The organism is Micromonospora sp. NPDC000442 (assembly GCF_042898635.1).
Lineage (GTDB): Bacteria > Actinomycetota > Actinomycetes > Mycobacteriales > Micromonosporaceae > Micromonospora.
Map to the genome: position 1 here is coordinate 281,369 of NZ_JBIAYZ010000009.1, position 18,607 is coordinate 299,975.

The 18,607-nt window shown below is 70.0% G+C and carries 18 protein-coding genes and 1 riboswitch; of the genes, 7 read left to right on the forward strand and 11 right to left on the reverse strand.

What is annotated here, in order from left to right:
• Positions 1–129: 129 nt before the first annotated feature.
• Together ACFY2A_RS17450 and ACFY2A_RS17455 are read right to left on the reverse strand one after the other, a co-directional pair.
• Complete coding sequence (locus ACFY2A_RS17450) at positions 130–552, reverse strand: (4Fe-4S)-binding protein (protein WP_387172718.1); 423 nt, start codon at positions 550–552, stop codon at positions 130–132.
• Positions 553–583: 31 nt separating this feature from the next.
• Positions 584–880: a GNAT family N-acetyltransferase gene (locus ACFY2A_RS17455; RefSeq protein ID WP_387172720.1), complete on the reverse strand. Its 297-nt coding sequence runs from the start codon at positions 878–880 to the stop codon at positions 584–586.
• A 235-nt stretch (positions 881–1,115) separates the two neighbouring features.
• Here ACFY2A_RS17455 and ACFY2A_RS17460 point away from each other — a divergent pair, with 235 nt between their 5' ends.
• A complete protein-coding gene (locus tag ACFY2A_RS17460) occupies positions 1,116–1,583 on the forward strand; it encodes a MarR family winged helix-turn-helix transcriptional regulator (protein WP_387172722.1) in 468 nt (155 codons plus the stop codon).
• Here the strand turns inward: ACFY2A_RS17460 and ACFY2A_RS17465 are convergent.
• From ACFY2A_RS17465 to ACFY2A_RS17490, 6 genes are all read right to left on the reverse strand, one after another.
• A complete protein-coding gene (locus tag ACFY2A_RS17465; protein WP_387172724.1) occupies positions 1,571–2,122 on the reverse strand; it encodes a DUF6817 domain-containing protein in 552 nt (183 codons plus the stop codon). The two genes, ACFY2A_RS17460 and ACFY2A_RS17465, sit on opposite strands and share 13 nt — an antisense overlap.
• A gap of 56 nt (positions 2,123–2,178) precedes the next feature.
• Entirely contained in the window at positions 2,179–3,021 is an 843-nt protein-coding gene (locus ACFY2A_RS17470; RefSeq protein WP_387172726.1) for an SDR family NAD(P)-dependent oxidoreductase, read from the reverse strand.
• A 308-nt stretch (positions 3,022–3,329) separates the two neighbouring features.
• Positions 3,330–5,567 (reverse strand): 5-methyltetrahydropteroyltriglutamate--homocysteine S-methyltransferase, encoded by a 2,238-nt coding sequence (gene metE, locus ACFY2A_RS17475; RefSeq protein WP_387172728.1) that lies wholly within the window; start codon positions 5,565–5,567, stop codon positions 3,330–3,332.
• 111 nt (positions 5,568–5,678) lie between these two features.
• A riboswitch (cobalamin riboswitch) is annotated at positions 5,679–5,890 on the reverse strand.
• A 102-nt stretch (positions 5,891–5,992) separates the two neighbouring features.
• Entirely contained in the window at positions 5,993–6,727 is a 735-nt protein-coding gene (locus ACFY2A_RS17480; RefSeq protein ID WP_387172730.1) for an alpha/beta hydrolase, read from the reverse strand.
• Positions 6,728–6,772: 45 nt separating this feature from the next.
• Positions 6,773–7,378: a hypothetical protein gene (locus ACFY2A_RS17485; RefSeq protein WP_387172732.1), complete on the reverse strand. Its 606-nt coding sequence runs from the start codon at positions 7,376–7,378 to the stop codon at positions 6,773–6,775.
• Positions 7,379–7,639, reverse strand: coding sequence for a ferric reductase-like transmembrane domain-containing protein (locus ACFY2A_RS17490; RefSeq protein ID WP_387172734.1), 261 nt, complete (start codon positions 7,637–7,639; stop codon positions 7,379–7,381). It lies immediately after the preceding gene.
• A 162-nt stretch (positions 7,640–7,801) separates the two neighbouring features.
• Here ACFY2A_RS17490 and ACFY2A_RS17495 point away from each other — a divergent pair, with 162 nt between their 5' ends.
• Both ACFY2A_RS17495 and ACFY2A_RS17500 read left to right on the forward strand, forming a co-directional pair.
• Complete coding sequence (locus ACFY2A_RS17495; protein ID WP_387172736.1) at positions 7,802–8,383, forward strand: RNA polymerase sigma factor; 582 nt, start codon at positions 7,802–7,804, stop codon at positions 8,381–8,383.
• Positions 8,384–8,427: 44 nt separating this feature from the next.
• On the forward strand, positions 8,428–8,952 hold the full coding sequence (locus ACFY2A_RS17500) for a hypothetical protein (protein ID WP_387172738.1): 525 nt from the start codon (positions 8,428–8,430) through the stop codon (positions 8,950–8,952).
• Between the two features lie 40 nt (positions 8,953–8,992).
• Here ACFY2A_RS17500 and ACFY2A_RS17505 read toward each other — a convergent pair whose 3' ends face one another.
• A complete protein-coding gene (locus ACFY2A_RS17505; protein WP_387172740.1) occupies positions 8,993–10,411 on the reverse strand; it encodes a S8 family serine peptidase in 1,419 nt (472 codons plus the stop codon).
• A gap of 147 nt (positions 10,412–10,558) precedes the next feature.
• On the opposite strand from ACFY2A_RS17505, the gene ACFY2A_RS17510 reads away from it, so the two are divergent.
• Positions 10,559–13,276 (forward strand): CHAT domain-containing protein, encoded by a 2,718-nt coding sequence (locus tag ACFY2A_RS17510; protein ID WP_387172742.1) that lies wholly within the window; start codon positions 10,559–10,561, stop codon positions 13,274–13,276.
• Positions 13,277–13,329: 53 nt separating this feature from the next.
• Here ACFY2A_RS17510 and ACFY2A_RS17515 read toward each other — a convergent pair whose 3' ends face one another.
• Positions 13,330–14,973, reverse strand: a complete 1,644-nt coding sequence (locus ACFY2A_RS17515; RefSeq protein WP_387172744.1) for a DUF6345 domain-containing protein — start codon at positions 14,971–14,973, stop codon at positions 13,330–13,332.
• An 82-nt stretch (positions 14,974–15,055) separates the two neighbouring features.
• Positions 15,056–16,054, reverse strand: coding sequence for a helix-turn-helix transcriptional regulator (locus tag ACFY2A_RS17520; RefSeq protein WP_387172746.1), 999 nt, complete (start codon positions 16,052–16,054; stop codon positions 15,056–15,058).
• Between the two features lie 63 nt (positions 16,055–16,117).
• On the opposite strand from ACFY2A_RS17520, the gene ACFY2A_RS17525 reads away from it, so the two are divergent.
• The 3 genes from ACFY2A_RS17525 to ACFY2A_RS17535 all read left to right on the forward strand — a co-directional run.
• The gene (locus tag ACFY2A_RS17525; RefSeq protein ID WP_387172748.1) at positions 16,118–17,302 is read left to right on the forward strand and encodes an epoxide hydrolase family protein; all 1,185 of its coding nucleotides are present in this window, start codon (positions 16,118–16,120) and stop codon (positions 17,300–17,302) included.
• A gap of 45 nt (positions 17,303–17,347) precedes the next feature.
• Positions 17,348–18,190, forward strand: a complete 843-nt coding sequence (locus tag ACFY2A_RS17530; RefSeq protein WP_387172751.1) for an NAD(P)H-binding protein — start codon at positions 17,348–17,350, stop codon at positions 18,188–18,190.
• A gap of 161 nt (positions 18,191–18,351) precedes the next feature.
• Positions 18,352–18,607 (forward strand): PAS domain-containing protein (locus tag ACFY2A_RS17535; protein ID WP_387172753.1); only part of this gene is annotated, 256 nt, incomplete at its 3' end.

The following is an 18,607-nucleotide window of genomic DNA, read 5'->3' on the forward strand; positions in this document are numbered from 1 at the left end:
CTGCCGCGAGACGTTTACACCCCGACGGGGTGACGCGGCAGGTAACCCACGATCCGTACCGGCCTCACGGCGGCCTCAGTGCCGCGTCAGCGTCGGAGCGGGCCGGACGCGTCACGCGGCGGTGTCGAGTCAGTCCAGCCGGGCCTGCCCGCAGGGCCCGCCGTGATCGCAGTACGGCTGCAGTTGGCTCCGCCCGCACCCGCACAGGACTGCCCTGGTCTCCGCGCGCACGCCTTGCGGCGTGTCCACTCTCAACTCGCCGCGCACGATCAACTGTCCGGTGGAGTCGCGCCTGATCTGCGTCGGCCGGTCCGGGGCCTCCGCCCCACCGTCTGCGAATTCGTACTGCAACGCACCGGAGGGACAGCGCCGCACCACCTCGGCCAGGCGCTCGGCCTCGGCACCGTCGGGGCGGATCCACGGGCGCTGACCCGGGTCGAAGACCGCCGGCAGGCCGCGGACGCACTCGGCGGCATGCAGGCAACGCCGAGCCTCGAAGGTCACGGTGATCGACCGACCCTCGTACGCCTTCGTCGCCGTTTCGCTGCTCATACCGACCTCCGTCGCTGCCGTACCCGGCTGTTCAGTCGCTGACTCTGCTGCGGGACTGGTACACCAGGCCCTGATACTCGGGGTGCCGGGCGATCCATCCCGCGATGAACGGGCAGGTGGGCAGGACCAGCAGGTTCGCGGCGCGGGCCTGGTCGAGAGCGGCGCGGGCCAGGGCCGCCCCCACTCCCCTGCCCTCATACTCCGGCGAGACCTCGGTGTGCACGAACGCAACGAGTTCGGCAGTGCGGATGTACTGCGCGAAACCCGCGACCTTCGACTCTCCCTCGACCCGAGCCTCGTACCGGTTGGCCTCGGGGGCATCGCTCACATTCACTACCATGTGTCCTCCGTCTCGCCATGCTGCGCATCGACACCCGATGCCGTGAAAAGCCGGGTACGCGGCCACGCGCACGACGACCCACCCCCGGTTGGTTGATGCGTCACCCAGACTAGCCACCAATGGTTGATGCGTCAACCAATTCCTCGAGCCGGCAATCCTTGATCAAATCCGCTCAGGAAGTCCGGCAGCCACGAGCCGTCGAAGTTGTCGTTACGCTCCCCGCATGGACCCAACGCCCCGCTGGCTCACCTCGCAACAGCAGGTCGCCTGGGACAGTTTCATCCGTATGCAGGAGAAGCTCATCGGACGACTCGCCCGCCGCGTCCAGGCCGACTCCGGCATGTCCGCCGCCGACTACATCGTGTTGGTCAAACTTACCGAGACCAGCGGTGGACGGATGCGCCTGATGGATCTGGCGAAGCAGGTGGAGTGGGAGAAAAGCCGCATGTCCCACCAAGTGCGGCGAATGGTCGAACGCGGGCTGGTGGCCAAGGAGGAATGCCCCGACGACGGACGCGGAGCGTTCATCGCCGCCACCCCAGCCGGCTGCAAGGCGATCGAAGACGCGGCACCCATGCATGTCGAGCATGTCCGCCGACTGTTCATCGACGCCCTCAGTCAGGAAGAACTCGACATGCTCGCCAGGATCTCGGATCGCGTCCTTGCCCACATGGAGAGTCAGCCCGACTGACGCCGAGCGACACCGAGAAGTCGCTGCGCCTCGCCGATGACCTGGCGTGAAGCGATCGGCGCCCAAGCGGCGAACAGCGAGCGGAAGTAGTCGCCGTACCGGTCCGCGGTAGCAGGATCCTGCTCGATGACATCCAGTTCGTTGACGATGCTGAGATCCACGAACGGTTGCCTCTGATCGGATTTCAGGTGCCATGTCTGGTCGGTGAATCGGTCGACGACCACTCCGGCCTCCGCCAGCTGTCGCCAGGTCCGCCTTCGGTCGCACGCCCCGTACAGGTAGACCAGTGCCTCGGCGTCGTCACCGATGAGGTTGCGGAGTGTGACTCGATCGGCCCGGTCGAGCAGCGTCACATCGAAGCCGTCCGTGCCATAGCCGGCATGCGCGAGACCGGCCAGCTGCGCGTCAATGTCACATCCCAGGTCGGCAAGGCGGTCGTGGACCCGGCACAGGTGGGCGTAGAGAGTGCCGCCGGGGTGCGGGATGGTCTCGGCTCCACGCTGCCGCAGCCAGCGCCGCACCTCGGAATCCGCGCTCATGGCTCGACCTTACGTAAGCCGCGTCCGACCGGCGGCCCGTCAGCGTGGGCGGTTCGTCACACCGGCGCACCGAGCAGCTCGGTCGTTCGCTCCCACAGGCCGGTGGCCAACTGGTCGTCCGTGGCCTGCCGGTGCACCGGCCCGTTCGGTCTGAGGCGGTGGTAGTAGCCGCCGTTGACCGCCTCCGGATCAGGCAGCGTGGCCAGGTGAACCAGCGGCTCGGCACCCTCCTCGAGGGTGGACAGACCACCCAGCAGGCGGTACCGGACCAGCGCAGCGACCAGCGGGGCTTCCCGGTTGATGTCGGTGGCGGCGATCACGCCCGGGTGGAACGCCATCGCGGTCAGCCCGCTGCCGCGCGTACGACGGGCCAACTCGCGGGTGAACAGGATGTTCTGCAGCTTCGTCATCCCGTACCGCAGCAGCTCGGACCGCTTGCCGGCACCTTCGAGATCGTCGAGATCGACGCTGCCGAACCGGTGGCCCTTGCTGGACGTGGTGATGACGCGCGCCCGCCCGGCGGTGGTCAACCGGTCCAACAGGAGGTTGGTGAGCAGGAACGGGGCCAGGTAGTTGACCTGGAACATGACATCATGACCGTCCTCGGTACGACTCCGCCTGGTCAGCACGACGCCGGCATTGTTGGCAAGTACGTCGATACGGGGGTAACGACCCAGGAGGGTGTCGGCGAGCCGGCGTACGTCCGACAACCGGGTGAAGTCGGCCACCAGCGGCTCGGCGCCCACCCGGCGCGCGACGGCGGCGGTCTTCTCGGGCGACCGGCCCACCACCACCACGGACGCGCCCAGACATGCCAACCGGCGGGCAGCCTCGGCGCCGATACCCGCACTGGCTCCGGTGATCACGACGGTCTTGCCTGCCAAGATCCGGTCACCCATGGCATCCATCTCCCCGAATGGGACGATGGCCCATCGTAAAAAATCAACAGCACGAACGCCACCGGGCAGTACGACGTGTTCGCCCGCGGCCCAGGTCGCACCGTCTACCAGAAAGCCTGGCGCGGCACCTGGCGCGACTGGAAACACATCGGCGGCCTCTCGGCTGACAACGCTTATCCATTCTGAAGCGGGTTGACCGGCACGGGCCGGGTGCACGGCTGTCAGGACGGAGACCGATTGGGTTGACCAATGTTGACGGGCGGTACCGACCACGAGCCGCGTGGTCGGTACCGCCCGGCTCGGTACGGTCAGCTGGCGCGTACCTCGGCGGCGGCGGCCACCAGGTGCCGCAGGGACGCCTCGACCTCCGGATAGCCGCGCGTCTTTAGGCCGCAGTCCGGATTCACCCACAACCGGCGGGCCGGCACGGCCGCGACGGCCCGGCGCAGCGCCTCGATCACCTCGCCGCGCGGCGGTACCCGGGGTGAGTGGATGTCCCACACCCCGGGGCCGACGCCCCGGCCGTAGCCGATCGCGGCCAGGTCGTCGAGGACCTCCATCTTGGACCGCGACGCCTCAATGCTTGTGACGTCGGCGTCGAGGGCGTCGATGGCGTGGATCACCTCACCGAACTCCGAGTAGCACAGGTGGGTGTGGATCTGGGTGTCGTCGGCGACACCGCTGGTGGCCAGCCGGAACGCTCCGACGGCCCAGTCCAGGTACGCCTTCTGGTCGGCGCTGCGCAGCGGCAGCGTCTCCCGTAGCGCCGGTTCGTCGACCTGGATGACCCGGATCCCGGCGCCCTCCAGGTCACGGCACTCATCGCGTAGGGCGAGCGCGACCTGGTCGGCGGTGTCCGCGAGGGGTTGGTCGGTGCGGACGAACGACCAGGCCAGGATGGTGACCGGGCCGGTGAGCATGCCCTTGACCGGTCTGCTGGTCAGCGACTGCGCGTAGGTGGACCATTCCACGGTCATCGGTGCCCGGCGGGACACGTCGCCGTAGATGATCGGCGGGCGTACGCAGCGGGAGCCGTAGGACTGCACCCAGCCATGCTGCGTGGCGGCGAAGCCGTCGAGTTGCTCGCCGAAGTACTGCACCATGTCGTTGCGTTCCGGTTCACCGTGCACGAGCACGTCCAGGCCCAGCTGTTCCTGCAACCGGATGACGTGCTCCACCTCCGCGCGCATCCGCGACGCGTAGCCGGCGTCGTCGAGGCTGCCGGCCCGGTGCGCGGCGCGGGCCTTGCGCAGCTCGGCGGTCTGCGGGAACGACCCGATCGTGGTGGTCGGCAGTTCCGGCAGGCTGAGTCGTTCCTGCTGGCGGCCGGCCCGGGTGGGGTATTCACCACGCTGCCGGTCGGTGGGGCGCAGGGCGGCCAGCCGACCGCGTACGTCGTCGTGACGCCAGTCGGCCGGGGTGGGCGGCAGTGGCGCGGGTAGCGCGGTGGTGCCGTCGCGCAGCGCGCGGCCGAGCACGACGATCTCGTCGACCTTCTGCCGGGCGAACGCCAACCGCTCGGACAACCGGGGGTCGAGGTGGGTCTCGGCGGACACGTCGACCGGCACGTGCAGCAGCGAGCAGGACGAGGACACGGCGACGTGATCGGCCAGGCCGGCGACCGTCGCGCCGGCCGTCACGGCCGCCCGCAGGTCGGTACGCCAGATGTTACGGCCGTCGACCAGACCGGCGACGATGGTCTTGCCGCCCAGCGGTCCGGCGGCGGCGAGCCGGTGAAGGTTGCCCGGTCCGGCGACCAGGTCCAGGCCGACGGCTTCGACCGGGGTGTCCAGCAGGGCCGGAAGCGCGTCGCCGAGGTCACCGAAGTAGGTCGCCACGAAGATCCGCGGTCGGTGTGCGAGTTCACCGAGCCTGGTGTAGGCGCGACGCAGGGCATCGATCTCGGCCGGGCTGCGGTCGGTGACGTAGGCCGGCTCGTCCAGCTGCACCCAGCCGACACCCACATCCGCCAGGGCGGCGAGAATCCGGGCGTACGTCTCGACCAGGTCGTCGAGCCGGGCGAACGGATCGTCTCCCTTGGCCAGCAGCAGGAACGTGGCCGGGCCGACGAACACCGGCCGGGTGATGACACCCAGGTCACGGGCCTCGACGTACTCGTCCAACGCTTTCACCGGGTTGGCGGTGAACACGGTGTCCGCGGTGATCTCCGGCACCAGGTAGTGGTAGTTGGTGTCGAACCACTTCGTCAGCTCCAGCGCCGGCTCGGCATCCACCCCGCGGGCCATGGCGAAGTAGCTGTCCAGCGCGGACAGGCCCAGCCGAGCGAACCGGGTCGGGACCGCTCCGACGGCGACGGCCGTGTCGAGCATCTGGTCGTAGTAGGAGAACGTGTTCGACGGGATCGCGTCGAGACGGGCATCGCGCAGCGTCCGCCACACCTGCGCCCGGAGGCCGGCGGCGGTGTTGGCCAGAGCCTCGGCGTCGATGGTGCCGGCCCAGTACGCCTCGACGGCCTTTTTCAGTTCACGGTTGGCGCCGATGCGTGGATAGCCGAGCACGGTGCTCTGCCCGAATGCGGTACTCACCAAGGGGTCCTTCCCTCGCAGTGTCCGGCGGACACGGGAGGGGAAGACGGGTACACCTCAGGTACCGGCTTCCGCCCTGGCCCTCCCGAGAGGCCGCCGGCGGCGCACACCGGCGGCGTGCGCAGCACTGGCAGGTCTTCGGACTCGCGGGCATGACACCAGGTCGCCTACTGGCCGTCGCTTCCCAGACCTCACGGTCCAGTGCTTTGTTGACGGCGGTCGTTCCCACTCACCGCTGCGGGGCAGCCCCGGATTCACACCGGGTTCCCTCTTACGACGCCCCACCCACCCGGACGGGACGAACCAGCACCACCGCCATCGTACGGGCCACGCCGCCGGCCGGGGGTCCGGAGTGCCCGACCTACGGACGCCGGCACCGAGCAGAGTTGACTCTGCTCGGGCTCGCCTGGATCGCCTCAGGCCCGCTAACGTAGGTGCCGGGCGAAGAACCGGCCCGCGTCCTCCCCTGCGTACCAGGGAACACCTGTGTGTCCGCCCATGTTGGCGTGCAGCGTCTTCTCCTTGGAGCCGAAGTCGTCGAACAGATTCAGGGCCGCCTGTCGATCGTTGCTTTCGTCATCCCACTGCAACAGCACGTGCAACGGAATGGTGACCTGCCGGGCCTGCTCGAACATGAGGCGCGGCACGAAACTCCCGGCGAAGAGACCGGCGGCCACGATGCGCGGCTCGACCACCGCAAGCCGGATGCCGACGGAGATCACGCCACCCGAGTACCCGACCGGGCCACCGATCTCGGGCAGCGACAGGAGGGCGTCCAGGGCGGCCTGCGATTCCGGGACTGCCTTGTCGACGAGCGGGCGAACGAGGGCGTCGATGATCTCATCGCTGACCGGCTCGCCGGCCTCCAGCGCCCGGCGCAGGCCAACGCGGGCCTGCTCGACGGCGGCCCAACGGGGCCGGTCACCGCTGCCGGGCAGCTCGATCGCAGCTGCGGCGAAGCCCTCCGCCGCGGCCTGGCAGGCCCGCGCCACCAGCCGGGGATACATCCTGCGCAGTCCGAGCGGCGGGTGGCCGAGCAGGATCAGCGGGACCGGAGCGGATATGGATGCGGGCGTCCACAGGATGCCGGGGATCTCGCCGAGGGCGAACTTGCGTTCGAGGACGTCGCCATCGAGGCGCTGCTCAGTAGTGAATCGCATGGTCGTACCTTTCGGGAGTGCTCGCGAACGGCGCTCCCGGACGACCTATCGTCCGACCGTGACCCCGCAGGGGAGCACCCATGTCGAAACGTTCACGGGTACCACCTCCTCGGTCTCTCGCACGGCCTCCGGCAAACTAGCAGCTGGCCACTGCGGTCCGCCACGCAGTTTCACCGGGGGGCCGCACAGGTAGACGTCCCGTTCGGCGATGTCGGGAACCAGGCCGCGCAGGCTCTCCGGACTGAACGGCTGGCTGCCGTCGGCGGTGCGCCCGGTCAACAGGTGCAGGCGGGCACCCCGGGCCTGTACGAGGTTGCGCAGCTCGCCGATCAGCACCGCGTCGGCGGGTGTGCGGGCTCGATAGAGGACCACGACGTCTCCCGTCCGTTCCGGGTCCTCCAGCAACGCCCGGACCGGAGTGATGCCGATGCCGCCAATGTAGACGGAGACGGCGTTGTCGGTCTCCGGCACCACCGCGACGACCCGCAGCCGGTGCCGGGCGTTGCGCAGCAACGGCACGAACAGGCGGTTGGTCAGCAGCGAGCCGACCGCAAAGGCCCGCAACCCCCACGAGTACGCCTTGGTGACCTCGCTGTTGGCGAACGAGGCCCCTTCGTAGATCTGGTGGATCACCGACAGCACGATGACCACTTACACCACCAGGTGGATGGCGTGCCAGGTTTCGTAGGACATCCGGCGGCGGGCGATCCGCACCGAGGTGAACGCCATGATACCGATCAGGACCGCGGCGATCATGCCGAGCAGTACCGGCATCTGCTTGGCCAGGAGATTGGCCAGGAGATTGGCCAGGACGTCGATGGCGACCCCGGCTGATTGTCTGAGGAACTTCTGGAGGACAGTGGAACGGCCGGCTCGCCCGCCGGTCCTACCGCGGTTCGCGCACCTCCCCATTCACTGCATCCGATAGGATCCGCTGGTCTGCTCAGCTCTCACCGCGACGTGTGCACGGCCGGAGTCCGGCCCGCCCACCTACAGCTGCGCGGCCGGCACGTCGGAAGGCTTCGCATGAGAGAGAGGCAGACCGGGGCGGGTTCGCCGCAACCGGTGCCCGCTGTGCAGCATGACGTCGCGCACCAACTGCGGCTCGCCGCCTCCGGCGACCAGGACGCCTGGAACAACCTCGTCGACCGGTTCAGCCCGCTGCTCTGGTCCATCTGCCGGCATTTCGGCCTGAGTTCGGCCGACGCCGCTGACGCGTTTCAACTCACCTGGCTGCGACTACTTGAGCACCTCGACACCATCCACGACCCCGCCCGCCTGCCCGGCTGGCTCGGCACAACCTGCCGCCGGGAGTGCCTGGGTATCCTCCGCCGCAACAAGCGTGTCCGGCCCACGGATGACGACCGGTTGCTGGACCGCTTCAGCGGACCGTCCTCGTCGGCCGACCAACCGGCGCTGATCGCGGACCGGAACGCACGGCTGTGGCGCGAGTTTGGCCGACTCGACGTCCGCTGCCAGAAGATCCTGCGACTCCTGCTGATCGAACCGGCAGGAGACCGGGTCTCCTACGAGTTGGTCGCCGCGGCACTCGACATGCCGGTGGGCAGTCTCGGGCCGATCCGGGGGCGGTGCCTGGCAAGACTGCGTGGCCTACTTGACGCCGAGGGTATCAGTGACGCGCTGCGCGACTCGTAGGAGGAAAAGCGGTTGACGGCAACCCGAGGACTGAGGGAGGAATCGTGGACGACGAGCACGCGGGGCCGGAGACGCCAGCTCCGGGCGCGGACGATCGGCTGCTGGCCCCCCTCGGCGATCTGATCCGGACGGAGGACGCGCCGCCGGCCGTGGCGGTGGAGCTGGCCAAGCAGAGCTTCGGTCTGCGCCAGGTCGACACCGAGCTGGCGGCGCTCGTGGCCGACTCGGCGGTGGACGCGGTCGGGACCGTGGTACGCGCCGGCGAGCGGGCAATCGTCCCACGGCTGCTGACCTTCGAGTTCGGGGGCCCGACCGAGACCGGTGAGCCGGAGGCGGTCGAGGTGGAGGTCAGCCGGTCCCGCCGGTACCGTCGGCTGCTCGGCCAACTGCAACCGCCGGGGGCGGCCAGGATCGAGGTACGGCAGCCCGAGGTCGACGCCGTCCGTCAGGTGGACGCCGACGACCAGGGACGGTTCGTGGTGGAGGCGGTCGGTGCCGGGTTGATGCGTCTGACCTGGCGTCGCCCGGGACGGAACGCGATCACCACGGCCTGGGTCAGACTGGACTGACTGTGCCGGCCGGCGTCACACCGGCCGGCACCTGCGGTCCTCAGACCGGCGTACCAGGCAGTACCCGCAGCACCCGCCCGTAACCGGGGATTGTGCGCCGCCCGGCCAGCAACGCGTCCAGCGCGTCACGGGGAGTCAGGCCGGGATCGTCCAGACAGGCCCTGGCGACCATGCCGCTGATCTGCGGGGCGGAAAACGACGTGCCGCTCCAGACCGCCCAGGAGTTAGCCGGAAACGAGTAGTCGGCCACCGCCGGGTCCGGCACCGGCGGCAGCGTGCCGGTCACGAAGGTGGCGACCACCCCGAGGCCGACGCAGGAACAGTCGACCCAGTCGCCGTGACTGGAGAACGGAGCCGGTAGCAGGTCCTCGGTCAGCGCACCGACCGCCACCACGCCGTCGAAGGCCGCCGGATACATCGGATCCTCGCTGCCGTTGTTTCCGGCGCTCGCCACGATCAGGACCTCCGGGAACCGGTCCGCGATCATCCGCACCGCGCTCTGTAGCGCCAGCGGTGGCACACCGTCGACGGCGGGCGTGCCGATCGAGGCGTTGATGATCAGTCGTACGCCGTCGGCGGCTGCCTCGTGCACGGCGCGTAGCATCGCCTCGGCGGCCTCTGTGTCGGTGCCCAGCCCGTCGCTGCGGGTGAACCGGTATGCCGCCACCTCACACCGGGGCGCCACCCGCTGCACGATGCCGGCGGCGAAGCTCCCGTGCCCGGCCGACCAGTCGAGCCGGCCGTCCCCCGCACGGCCGTCGGTGACCGGCAGTACGTCGAGGAATTCGGTGTTGTCCGCGCGCCGGACGACAGCGTCCAGCCAGCTGTCGGTCCGATCCTCCGGGGTGATGCCCGTGTCGATGACGGCCACGCGCACCGCCGGGATGCCCGGCTTGCCCTTGGCGACGTCCGGCACGAAGTCGCCGAGGGCGGCGGTGGCGAATGGATAGTCGTCGCCCTTGATGATGTGCCCGAGCGGTACGACCAGATGTGGCGCGGCGGTGATGCCCAGCTCGGCCAACTTCCGGACGTCACCGGCCAACTCCTGCGGACGCTTGCGGCCTTCATATACCCCGAGACGCCGCTCCGGCGACGCCACGGCCCGCTTCCACGGTCGGTAGCCCAACTTGCGCAGCACCTGCCGCGGGTCGGCTCCCGGCCCGGCCGGATCCATCTCGACCACCAGCTGACCCCGCGCGACGAGCACGTAGGTCGGCCGTCCGGCCAGGTCGGTCACCGGGTACCTGTCGAACGGCAGGGCGAACCGCCCCGGTGCCCGGTCCTGCCGGTCCTGCATCTGGCCGATGATCTCGCTGGTTCGCCCCTGAATCGCGTCGGCGGTCAGGACCTTCAGCTGGCGGCGTACATGGGCAGCGTCGATCTTCAACTGCTCCCTGGACCGGTGCTCCGGGAACTCGTCCGGGGCCGGCGCCGAAGAGGACCTGGTCTTTATGTTCACGGTGACGCTCCTATCGAAGATCGCGGTGATTCCCGCTGCCTGACGGCAGCCAGAGTCGGCCACGGCTGATCGGTACCACCAGCAATAACCTGACGCCGGGTGTGGATAGACTGCAAATATTGACGTACGGCGGCGAGCGGTCCCACGATGACGGCTGATCTTGGCACGGACCTCGTGGCAGAGGCGGATGCCGCGTACTCCAGAGTCGTCCTCGACCCCGCGAGATACACCGCCGCGGCGGGGGAAATCGTGGAGCTGGCCCGCCGGGCAGGAAACGACGAGGCACTTGTCGCGGGTCTGCGTGCGCTGGCCTGGACCCGCCACGCGGTACTGGACAACGAGGCGGCCAAGAGCCTGCTGGATCAGGCGGCCCGGCTGGCCATCCGCAACGGCCTGCACCGCCGGCTCGGGGAGGTACTCCTCACCCGCTCGGTGGCGCTGCAGGAACTCGGCCGGTACGCCGCGGCCGCGCGGGACCTGCGGCGGGCAGCGAAGCTGGTGTCCTCACACCAGCGTCCCGAACTGCTCATGCAGCTCGCCATCCTGGACCACAACGCCGGTCGGGTGCTCGCAGCCGCGCGTCAGTACCGGCTGGTGCTCGCCGAGCCCGCCTGCCCGCCGGCGATCTGGGTGAAGGCGGCAAACAACCTGTCGTACGCGCAGACCCAGCTCGGTCGTCCGCAGGCGGCGCTGGCCTACCTGGACCGGGCCGCCACGCTCGCGAGCGAACTGGGACCGATGCTGTCGGCAGTCATCGAGAACAGTCGAGCGTGGTCCAGCTTCCATGCCGGAAGGTTCACCGAGAGTCTGCGCCGGTTCGAGGAGGCCGGCCGGCTCTACACCGCAGCCGGACTGCCGCTCGGCGAGCACTATCTCGACTACACCGACGCACTTGCCGAACTGCGCCTGCTGGACGAGGCCGCCGCGGTTGTCCGGCTGGCTGCTACCGACCTCGAGCGACACGGTGCCCGGCTGATGGCCGCGGAGGCGCGGCTGCGCTGTGCCCGGCTGGCGCTTGCGCTGGGCGATGTCGACACGGCCCGCGCAGACGCGATCAGCGCCGTGCGGGACTTCCGGCGGCAGCGCCGTGCGGCCTGGGCGGCGCGCGCCGTCGTCACCGCCGTGGAGGCGGACGCCGTCGCGGACGGTTTCACCACCATGGCGGTACGCCAACTCGGTCGCGCGGCGGCTACGCTGCATCGTTTCGGCCTGCGGGCCAACGCGGTGGAGGCGCATCTGGTGGCCGGGCGGGCGGCGTTGGCCACGGACGACAAGCGGCGGGCGAAGCGCCACCTGACCGCCGCCGGCGCACTGGCGTCCGGGCAGCCGCTGCTGGTCCGGCTACGCGGACGGTTGGCGCTGGCACTGCTGGCGGACGCCGCGGAGCAGGCCGCCCAGGGCGGAGGTGCCACCGCGACCGCTCGACGCCGCGCGGTCTCGGCCACCAGCTACGGCCAGGGTGCAGTGGCTCGCCTGGCGACGCCCGGCGCAGGTGCAGCGTTGCGGCACTGCGGGGCCGGACTGGCCGACCTCGCCCGCCACCGGGCGGCGCTGCCGTCGGTGGAACTGCGCGTGCTGGCCGCTGGGCACGGCGTGGAACTCGGCGACCTCGGTCTGCGCCACCTGCTGCGCACGGCGCCACCGAGCCGGATTCTGCACTGGCTGGAACGCACCCGGGCGGCTGCCCTGCTGACCGTGGAACCCGCTGCCCACGACGACGTCGACGACCTCGTGATCGCGCTGCGAACGGTCGAGCAGGAACTGCGGGCGGCGCAGCGTGAACGTGGCGTGCAACCGCGAAACCTGCTGGCCCGCCAGGCCGCGCTGGAGGCGCAGATCAGGCGGCGGTCCTGGGGCCGCGACGGGAGGACGACGCGGTCGGCCGAGATCGTCACCGCAGGTCAACTCCGTGAACTGCTCGACGGCGGATGGCTCGCCGAGTTCGCGACGGTGGACGACGCGGTCGTCGCGGTCGTGGTCGGGCCGCGCCGGACCCGCCGGGTCCGGCTCGGTCCGCTGTCCGTTGTGCAAAGGGAGACTGCCGCGCTGCACTTCGCCCTGCGGCGGCTGCTACACGGCGGTCGCTACACCGACCAGGCCCTGTCGGCCGCCCGGGCGTCCCTGGGCACCCTCGCCGAACTGCTCGTTACCCCGCTCGGGGTGCCGCCGGGGGCACCGCTGGTCGTGGTCCCGCCCGCGAAGCTGCTGCGGGTTCCCTGGTCCCCGCTGCACCAGGGGCCGGTGTGCGGCGCACCGTCGGCCACCATGTGGGCGCGCAGCCGGCGGGCGGCCCGGTCCCGGCGACCGGGCCACCAGGTCGCGCTGGTGGCCGGGCCCAATCTGACCGGCGCCGTGGCCGAGGTTCAGGCCCTCGAAGCCCGTCACCCCGGAGCGGCGACGCTGCTGCCACCGAAGAGCACCGTCGAGGGCGTGGTCGCCGCACTCCGACAGGCCGACCTCGCGCATCTGGCCTGCCACGGCCACCTGCGCTCGGACAGCCCGCTCTTCTCGGCGCTCGAACTCAGCGACGGTCCGCTCACCGTGTACGAGTTGCACAGCCGCGCCGTCGCCCCGCACCGGGTGGTGTTGGCCGCCTGTGACTCCGGAGTCGAGCGCGACTACGAGGGCGACGAGGTGCTGGGCTTCGTCAGCGCGCTGATGGCGGGCGGTGCGGCCGGGGTGATCGCGTCCGGCGTACCGCTGCCCGACGGCACGTCGCTGGCGCTGATGCCACGGCTGCACGACCGGATCGTGCGCGGCGAATCGCTTGCCTGCGCGTTGTGGGCCGTACGGGCCGCCGAGCCGCCGGCCTCCCCGGCCGATTTCGTCACCTGGTGCGGTCTGACCGCCTACGGGGCTGCCTGAGCGACCGCGCCGGGGGCCGGGCACTACCCACGGCCCCCGGCGGGTCAGTGATGTCAGGAGGTGCCGGAGATGTACCACCAGCCGGTCAACGACGACGCGGGCACGTCCGGGCCGACGCTGCCCTTGCCCCAGAAGTAGTCGTCGAAGTTGACCAGACCGCCCGGCCCGACCGGACCCATGGTGGCCCACACCACCGACGCAGGCTGGTCGTCGATGGATGCCTGCGCCCATGCCTTACGTACCGGCATCGGCTTGTTCCACCAGAGGAACGGCGTACGCAGCATGTAGTTGGCGAACGTTCCGCCGTGGCTGGCACTGTGGTACGACACGGTGTGGAAGCTGTTGATCTGGTGCAGGCCGTCGAAGGCACCACCCCAGCGCTGCCACCACCGCTTCCCGCCGGATTCGTTGGCGAGCACCAGGCAGGTGAAGAGGCTCATCCACTCGACGTCTCCGTTGCCCCAGCGGGCCTCGGTGTTCGCCAGGAACGTGTCGTCGTTGCTGCTGCACCCGGCGAAGCTGAACCCGGTGGGCGATCCGTGACCCTGCCAGTAGGTCATGTCGACGTGATCGGTCCAGTTGCTGTCGTCACCTCCGTACGCCGGGTCCTTGAAGTCCTGCTCCCAGGCGTTGGCATTCAACCAGCTGAACTCGACCGGGATGCCCCGGGAGGTGAACTGGCCGTTGAACGAGGCGAGGTTGTTGCCGGTCCACGGCAGACCGGAGCAAGGGCCGGTGCCCTCGCTGCCCACATCGACGACACCGTAGGCCTGGACACGCGGTGCCGCGAGCGCCGCCGCCGGCCGCCGCGGCGGCACCGGTGACGGAGTGACCTCGGGCAATTCGGCGTCCACGGCCGCCGGGACGAAGGTGATCTGCGCCGGTGAGCCGTCGGCGTTGACACCCGAGCAGCGGAAGCTCGGCTCGATACGGTCCAGCTTCGCGTGGAGGGCGGGTGCCGCGTAGGCGTAGTCGGCCTGCTGGATCCGTACGGCACCACGCAGGGCCTTGGCGCACCGTTCCCGGCCGGCTTCGGTGTCGAGGACCCGCACCGGCTCGCCCCGCGCCAGGACGCGCGTGCTGTAGGACAGTTGGGTGACCGCGCCCTCAGGGCCGAAGCCGACCCTGATCTTCGCGCCCGGACCCTCGTACGGAAGCCCATTCAGGTCGAACGAGAACGACACCGTGGTGTCCAGCGCCGCCGAGACCTTCTGCTCGCCCTTGGAGTCGACCATCTCCAGGGTGGTGTGACCGACGGTGGGCCGGGCCTGCTCGGGGTACAGGCCGGCGCGGGTCAGCGCCTCGCGGGTCAGGCTCAGCGCCTTGTCGGCGTCGATCGGACGCAGGCGAGCCAACGCCGCCTCGTCCAGGACGCTGCCCACCGTCGGGTTGCCATCCTCGTCCTTACCCGTCTCGCCGACCGTGATCGACGGGATGTCGAGGAAGCCCTGCTCATCCGCGAACCGCACGCTGCCGTCCTGGGAGCGGGAAAGCCGTTCGATGCCGAACGCCTTTCCCAGCGCGGCGGCCTGGGCTTCACTGAGGCCCGCGGCACGGACCTGGTAGGTCGGCAGCTCAGCGGTCGCGGCGGCGACCGGGCCACCAGACGCAGCGAGGGTTGCGGCTCCGGTCGTGCCGGCGACGGCCAAGCCAAGGCCGAGCCGCCACCACCGGCTGCGAGAACGTTGATGTGACATGGAAACCTCCCGTTCGACGAGGCGCGCGAACCGCGCCACAAGCAAGACGACGGAGGTCGCCACCGGATACACGGTCGGCCTGTCAGCTACCTGACTGGTGGTCCCCGCTCGCCGCTCCACACCGGGTCTCGACGGCGCGGTGATAGCGGTGGGCGAGTTCGCGTACGAGTTCGACGAGTTCAGCGGGCTCCGTGACGGTGAAGTCGAAGCCGAGCAGGCCGAGGTGGACGGCGAGCGCCTCGATGCTGTCGGCTCCCGTGTCCAGGACACAGCGGCTGTCGCCGACCGGCGTGATCGAGCCGACGGCGGCGTTGATGCGCTCGGCGAGCTGTTCCGCCGGTGTGTGTACGACGACTCGGGCCCGGTATCGCCAGGCCGCCGACGAAGCTCCCCGCCGGACCTGGTCGACGGCCTCCTCGGGAAGGTCACGGGGAATGAAACGGGGGCCGGCCGGTCCACGCGGGTCGAGTCGGTCCACCCGGAACGTGCGCCAGCCAGCCCGGTCGAGGTCGTAGGCGACCAGGTACCACCGTCGCCCCCAGTTGACCAGCCGGTAGGGCTCGACCTCCCGTCGGCTCTCGGAGCCGTCGTGGCTTCGGTAGTCGAGCCGCAGGCGTTCGTGGTCGCGGCAGGCGGAGGCGATGGCGCTCAGCGTGTCCGCGCTCACCCGGGGGCCGGGGTCGTCTCGGGGCACCGAGACGGCGTACCGCTGGAGGGCGTTGACCCGGCGCCGGAGTCGGGTGGGCAGCACCTGCTCCAGTTTGGTCAGCGCGCGCAGGGCGGTCTCCTCGACTCCGGTGATCGTGCCGCCGGCGGCGGTACGCAGCCCGACTGCGACCGCGACCGCCTCCTCGTCGTCGAGCAGCAGCGGCGGCAGGGCGGCCCCGGCACCCAACCGGTAACCGCCCACCGCGCCGCGCGTGCCGTGCACGGGGTAGCCGAGGCTGCGCAGGCGCTCCACGTCGTTGCGGACCGTCCTCGTACTGACCGACAGCCGCTGGGCCAGTTCGGTGCCCGTCCACTCCCGGGGCGTCTGGAGAAGGGACAGCAGGCGCAACAGCCGCGCCGAGGTTTCCAACATTTCTCGGAGTCTGCCACCTGATTAGGAACGGATCTTGCCTAATAGGTTCCTACGCTGATCACCATGACGAACGACAGCAGACTCGCCCCGTTCCGGATCGACATCCCTCAGACCGACCTCGACGATCTCCAGGAGCGGCTGGCCCGGGCCCGGTGGGCCGAGGAACTGCCGGCGGACGACGCGGTGCCCACGGGACCGGTGCCGCCCGGCTGGGAGTACGGCGTCCCGGTCGGTTACGTCAAGCGGTTGGTCGAGCGGTGGCGCACCGAATACGACTGGCGTGCCTGGGAGGCGAGGCTGAACCTGTACCCGCAGTTCATCACCGAGATCGACGGCCAGAACATCCACTTCCTGCACGTCCGGTCACCGGAGCCGGACGCGACGCCGCTGATCCTGACCCACGGCTGGCCGACCACGGTGGTCGAGTGGTTGGACGTGATCGGCCCGCTCACCGACCCAACGGCCCATGGTGGCGACCCAGCGGACGCGTTCGACCTGGTCATCCCGTCGGTGCCGGGCTTCGGCCTCGCCGGGCCCACCCGGGAGCGGGGCTGGAACCGGTACCGGGTGGCGCGGGCCTGGGCCGAGCTGATGCGCCGGCTCGGATACGACCGGTACGGCGCGGCCGGCAACGACGGCGGTTCGCTGATCTCGGTCGAGGTGGGCCGGGTCGACCCGGAACACGTCTGCGGCGTACACGTCACGCAGGTCTTCTCCTTTCCGTCCGGCGACCCTGCCGAGTTGGTCGGCCTCTCCGAGGAGGAGCGCGGGAAGCTGACGTTCACCGAATGGTTCGTCCAGAACCGGGGCGCGTACGACAAGCTCCAGTCCACGGAGCCGCAGAACCTGGCGCACGCCCTGGCCGACTCGCCGGCCGGCCTGCTGGGCTGGCACGCCCAGTTGCTCGGTGAGCAGCTCGACCCGGATTACGTGCTCACCAACGTGATGCTCTACTGGCTGACCAACACGGCGGCCTCCGCGGCCCGCTTCTACTACGAGGACGCGGCGGCGGCGCCCGTACAGCAGAAGTCCAACGGCCGGGGCACCTCCGTGCCGGAGCCGACCACCGTGCCGCTCGGCCTGGCCAATTTCGCCTGGGACTTCCCGTCGATCCGCAGGTTCGCCGAGCGCGACCACCAGAACATCGTCTCCTGGAACACCTACGACCGGGGCAGCCACTTCGCTGCGCACGACGCCCCCGATCTGCTGGTCAACGACATCCGGCAGTTCTTCCGCAAGGTTCGCTGAACCTCCTCCATCACCCTCAGCAGGTCCGACGAAAGGAAACCCGTCATGAACCTCGTCATCGGCGCCACCGGTCACTTCGGACGCCAGACGGTGGAGGAACTGGTCGCCGCCCAGGTGCCGGTGCGGGCGCTGACCCGCACCCCGGAACGGGCCGCGCTCCCCGACGGCGTCGACGTCGTCCACGGCGACCTGACCAAGCCGGAGACGCTCCCGGCGGCACTGGCCGGCGTCCACGCCGCCTTCCTGGTCCCGCAGTACGGCATGGACGTCGCCCCACTGCTGGCGGCCGCGAAGGCGGCCGGCCTGCGTCGGCTGGTGTTCCTGTCCTCCGGAGCCATCGTCTCGCAGGCCGAGCGGCAGCCCGACGTGATAGCCCAGTACCACCGGGACGACGAGCGGGCCATCGAGGCGTCCGGCATCCGATGGACGTTCCTGCGACTGCTCTTCCCGGCCGTCAACTCACTGGCGTTCGGGATGCAGATGCAAGGCGGCGACGTGATCCGTGCGCCGTACACCGAGGCGGCGTTCAGCGCCGTACACGAACGAGACGTGGCCGCGGTGGCTGCGCGGATCCTCACCGACGGCCGGCATGAAGGACGAACCTACGAGCTGACCGGCCCCGAGTCGCTGACCCAGGCGCAGCAGATCCAGATACTCGGCAAGACGCTCGGACGCTCGCTCAGCGTCGAGACCCTCGACCCGCAGCCCGTGCTGGAGCAGATGAGCCAGTTCATGGACCGCGAGTTTCTGACGGCGCTGTTCGGCCTCATGGCGGAGGCGGTCGGCAAACCCGCGCCGGTCAACGACGTCATCGAGCGGATCACCGGGAACCCCGCGCGGACCTACGCCGCGTGGGCCGAGGATCACCGGCCCGACTTCGCCGGCTGATTCCGGGTGGCAGGGGTGGGTTCGCCGCCCCTGCCACCCAACCCGCACAGCTCCAGCCGGCGAAAACCTGTCACGACCGTTGTCGTTGAATCGCCGTCACGACCATTGTCGTTGAATCTCGGAGGGATTACGACATTAGGTGAAGGTGATGTCGGCAGGCGATGATGCCTGTGCGCGCGGCGGTGGCGCGTGAGGGAGGTGGCGGGGTGGACGACTGGCTGCCTGACGCTCAGGTGCTCGCCATGCTGGACCTGGAGCCGCAGGGCTGGATGCTGGCCCGGGCGGTGCACGAGGGTCGTCTGATCGTTGACTTCGAACTGGTCTACATCAACGACGCGGGTTGCCGCTTGGTCGGACGGCCACGCGTCGAGTTGGTCGGCCACCGCTACCGGCAGCTGTGGCCGGAGACCGTGCACG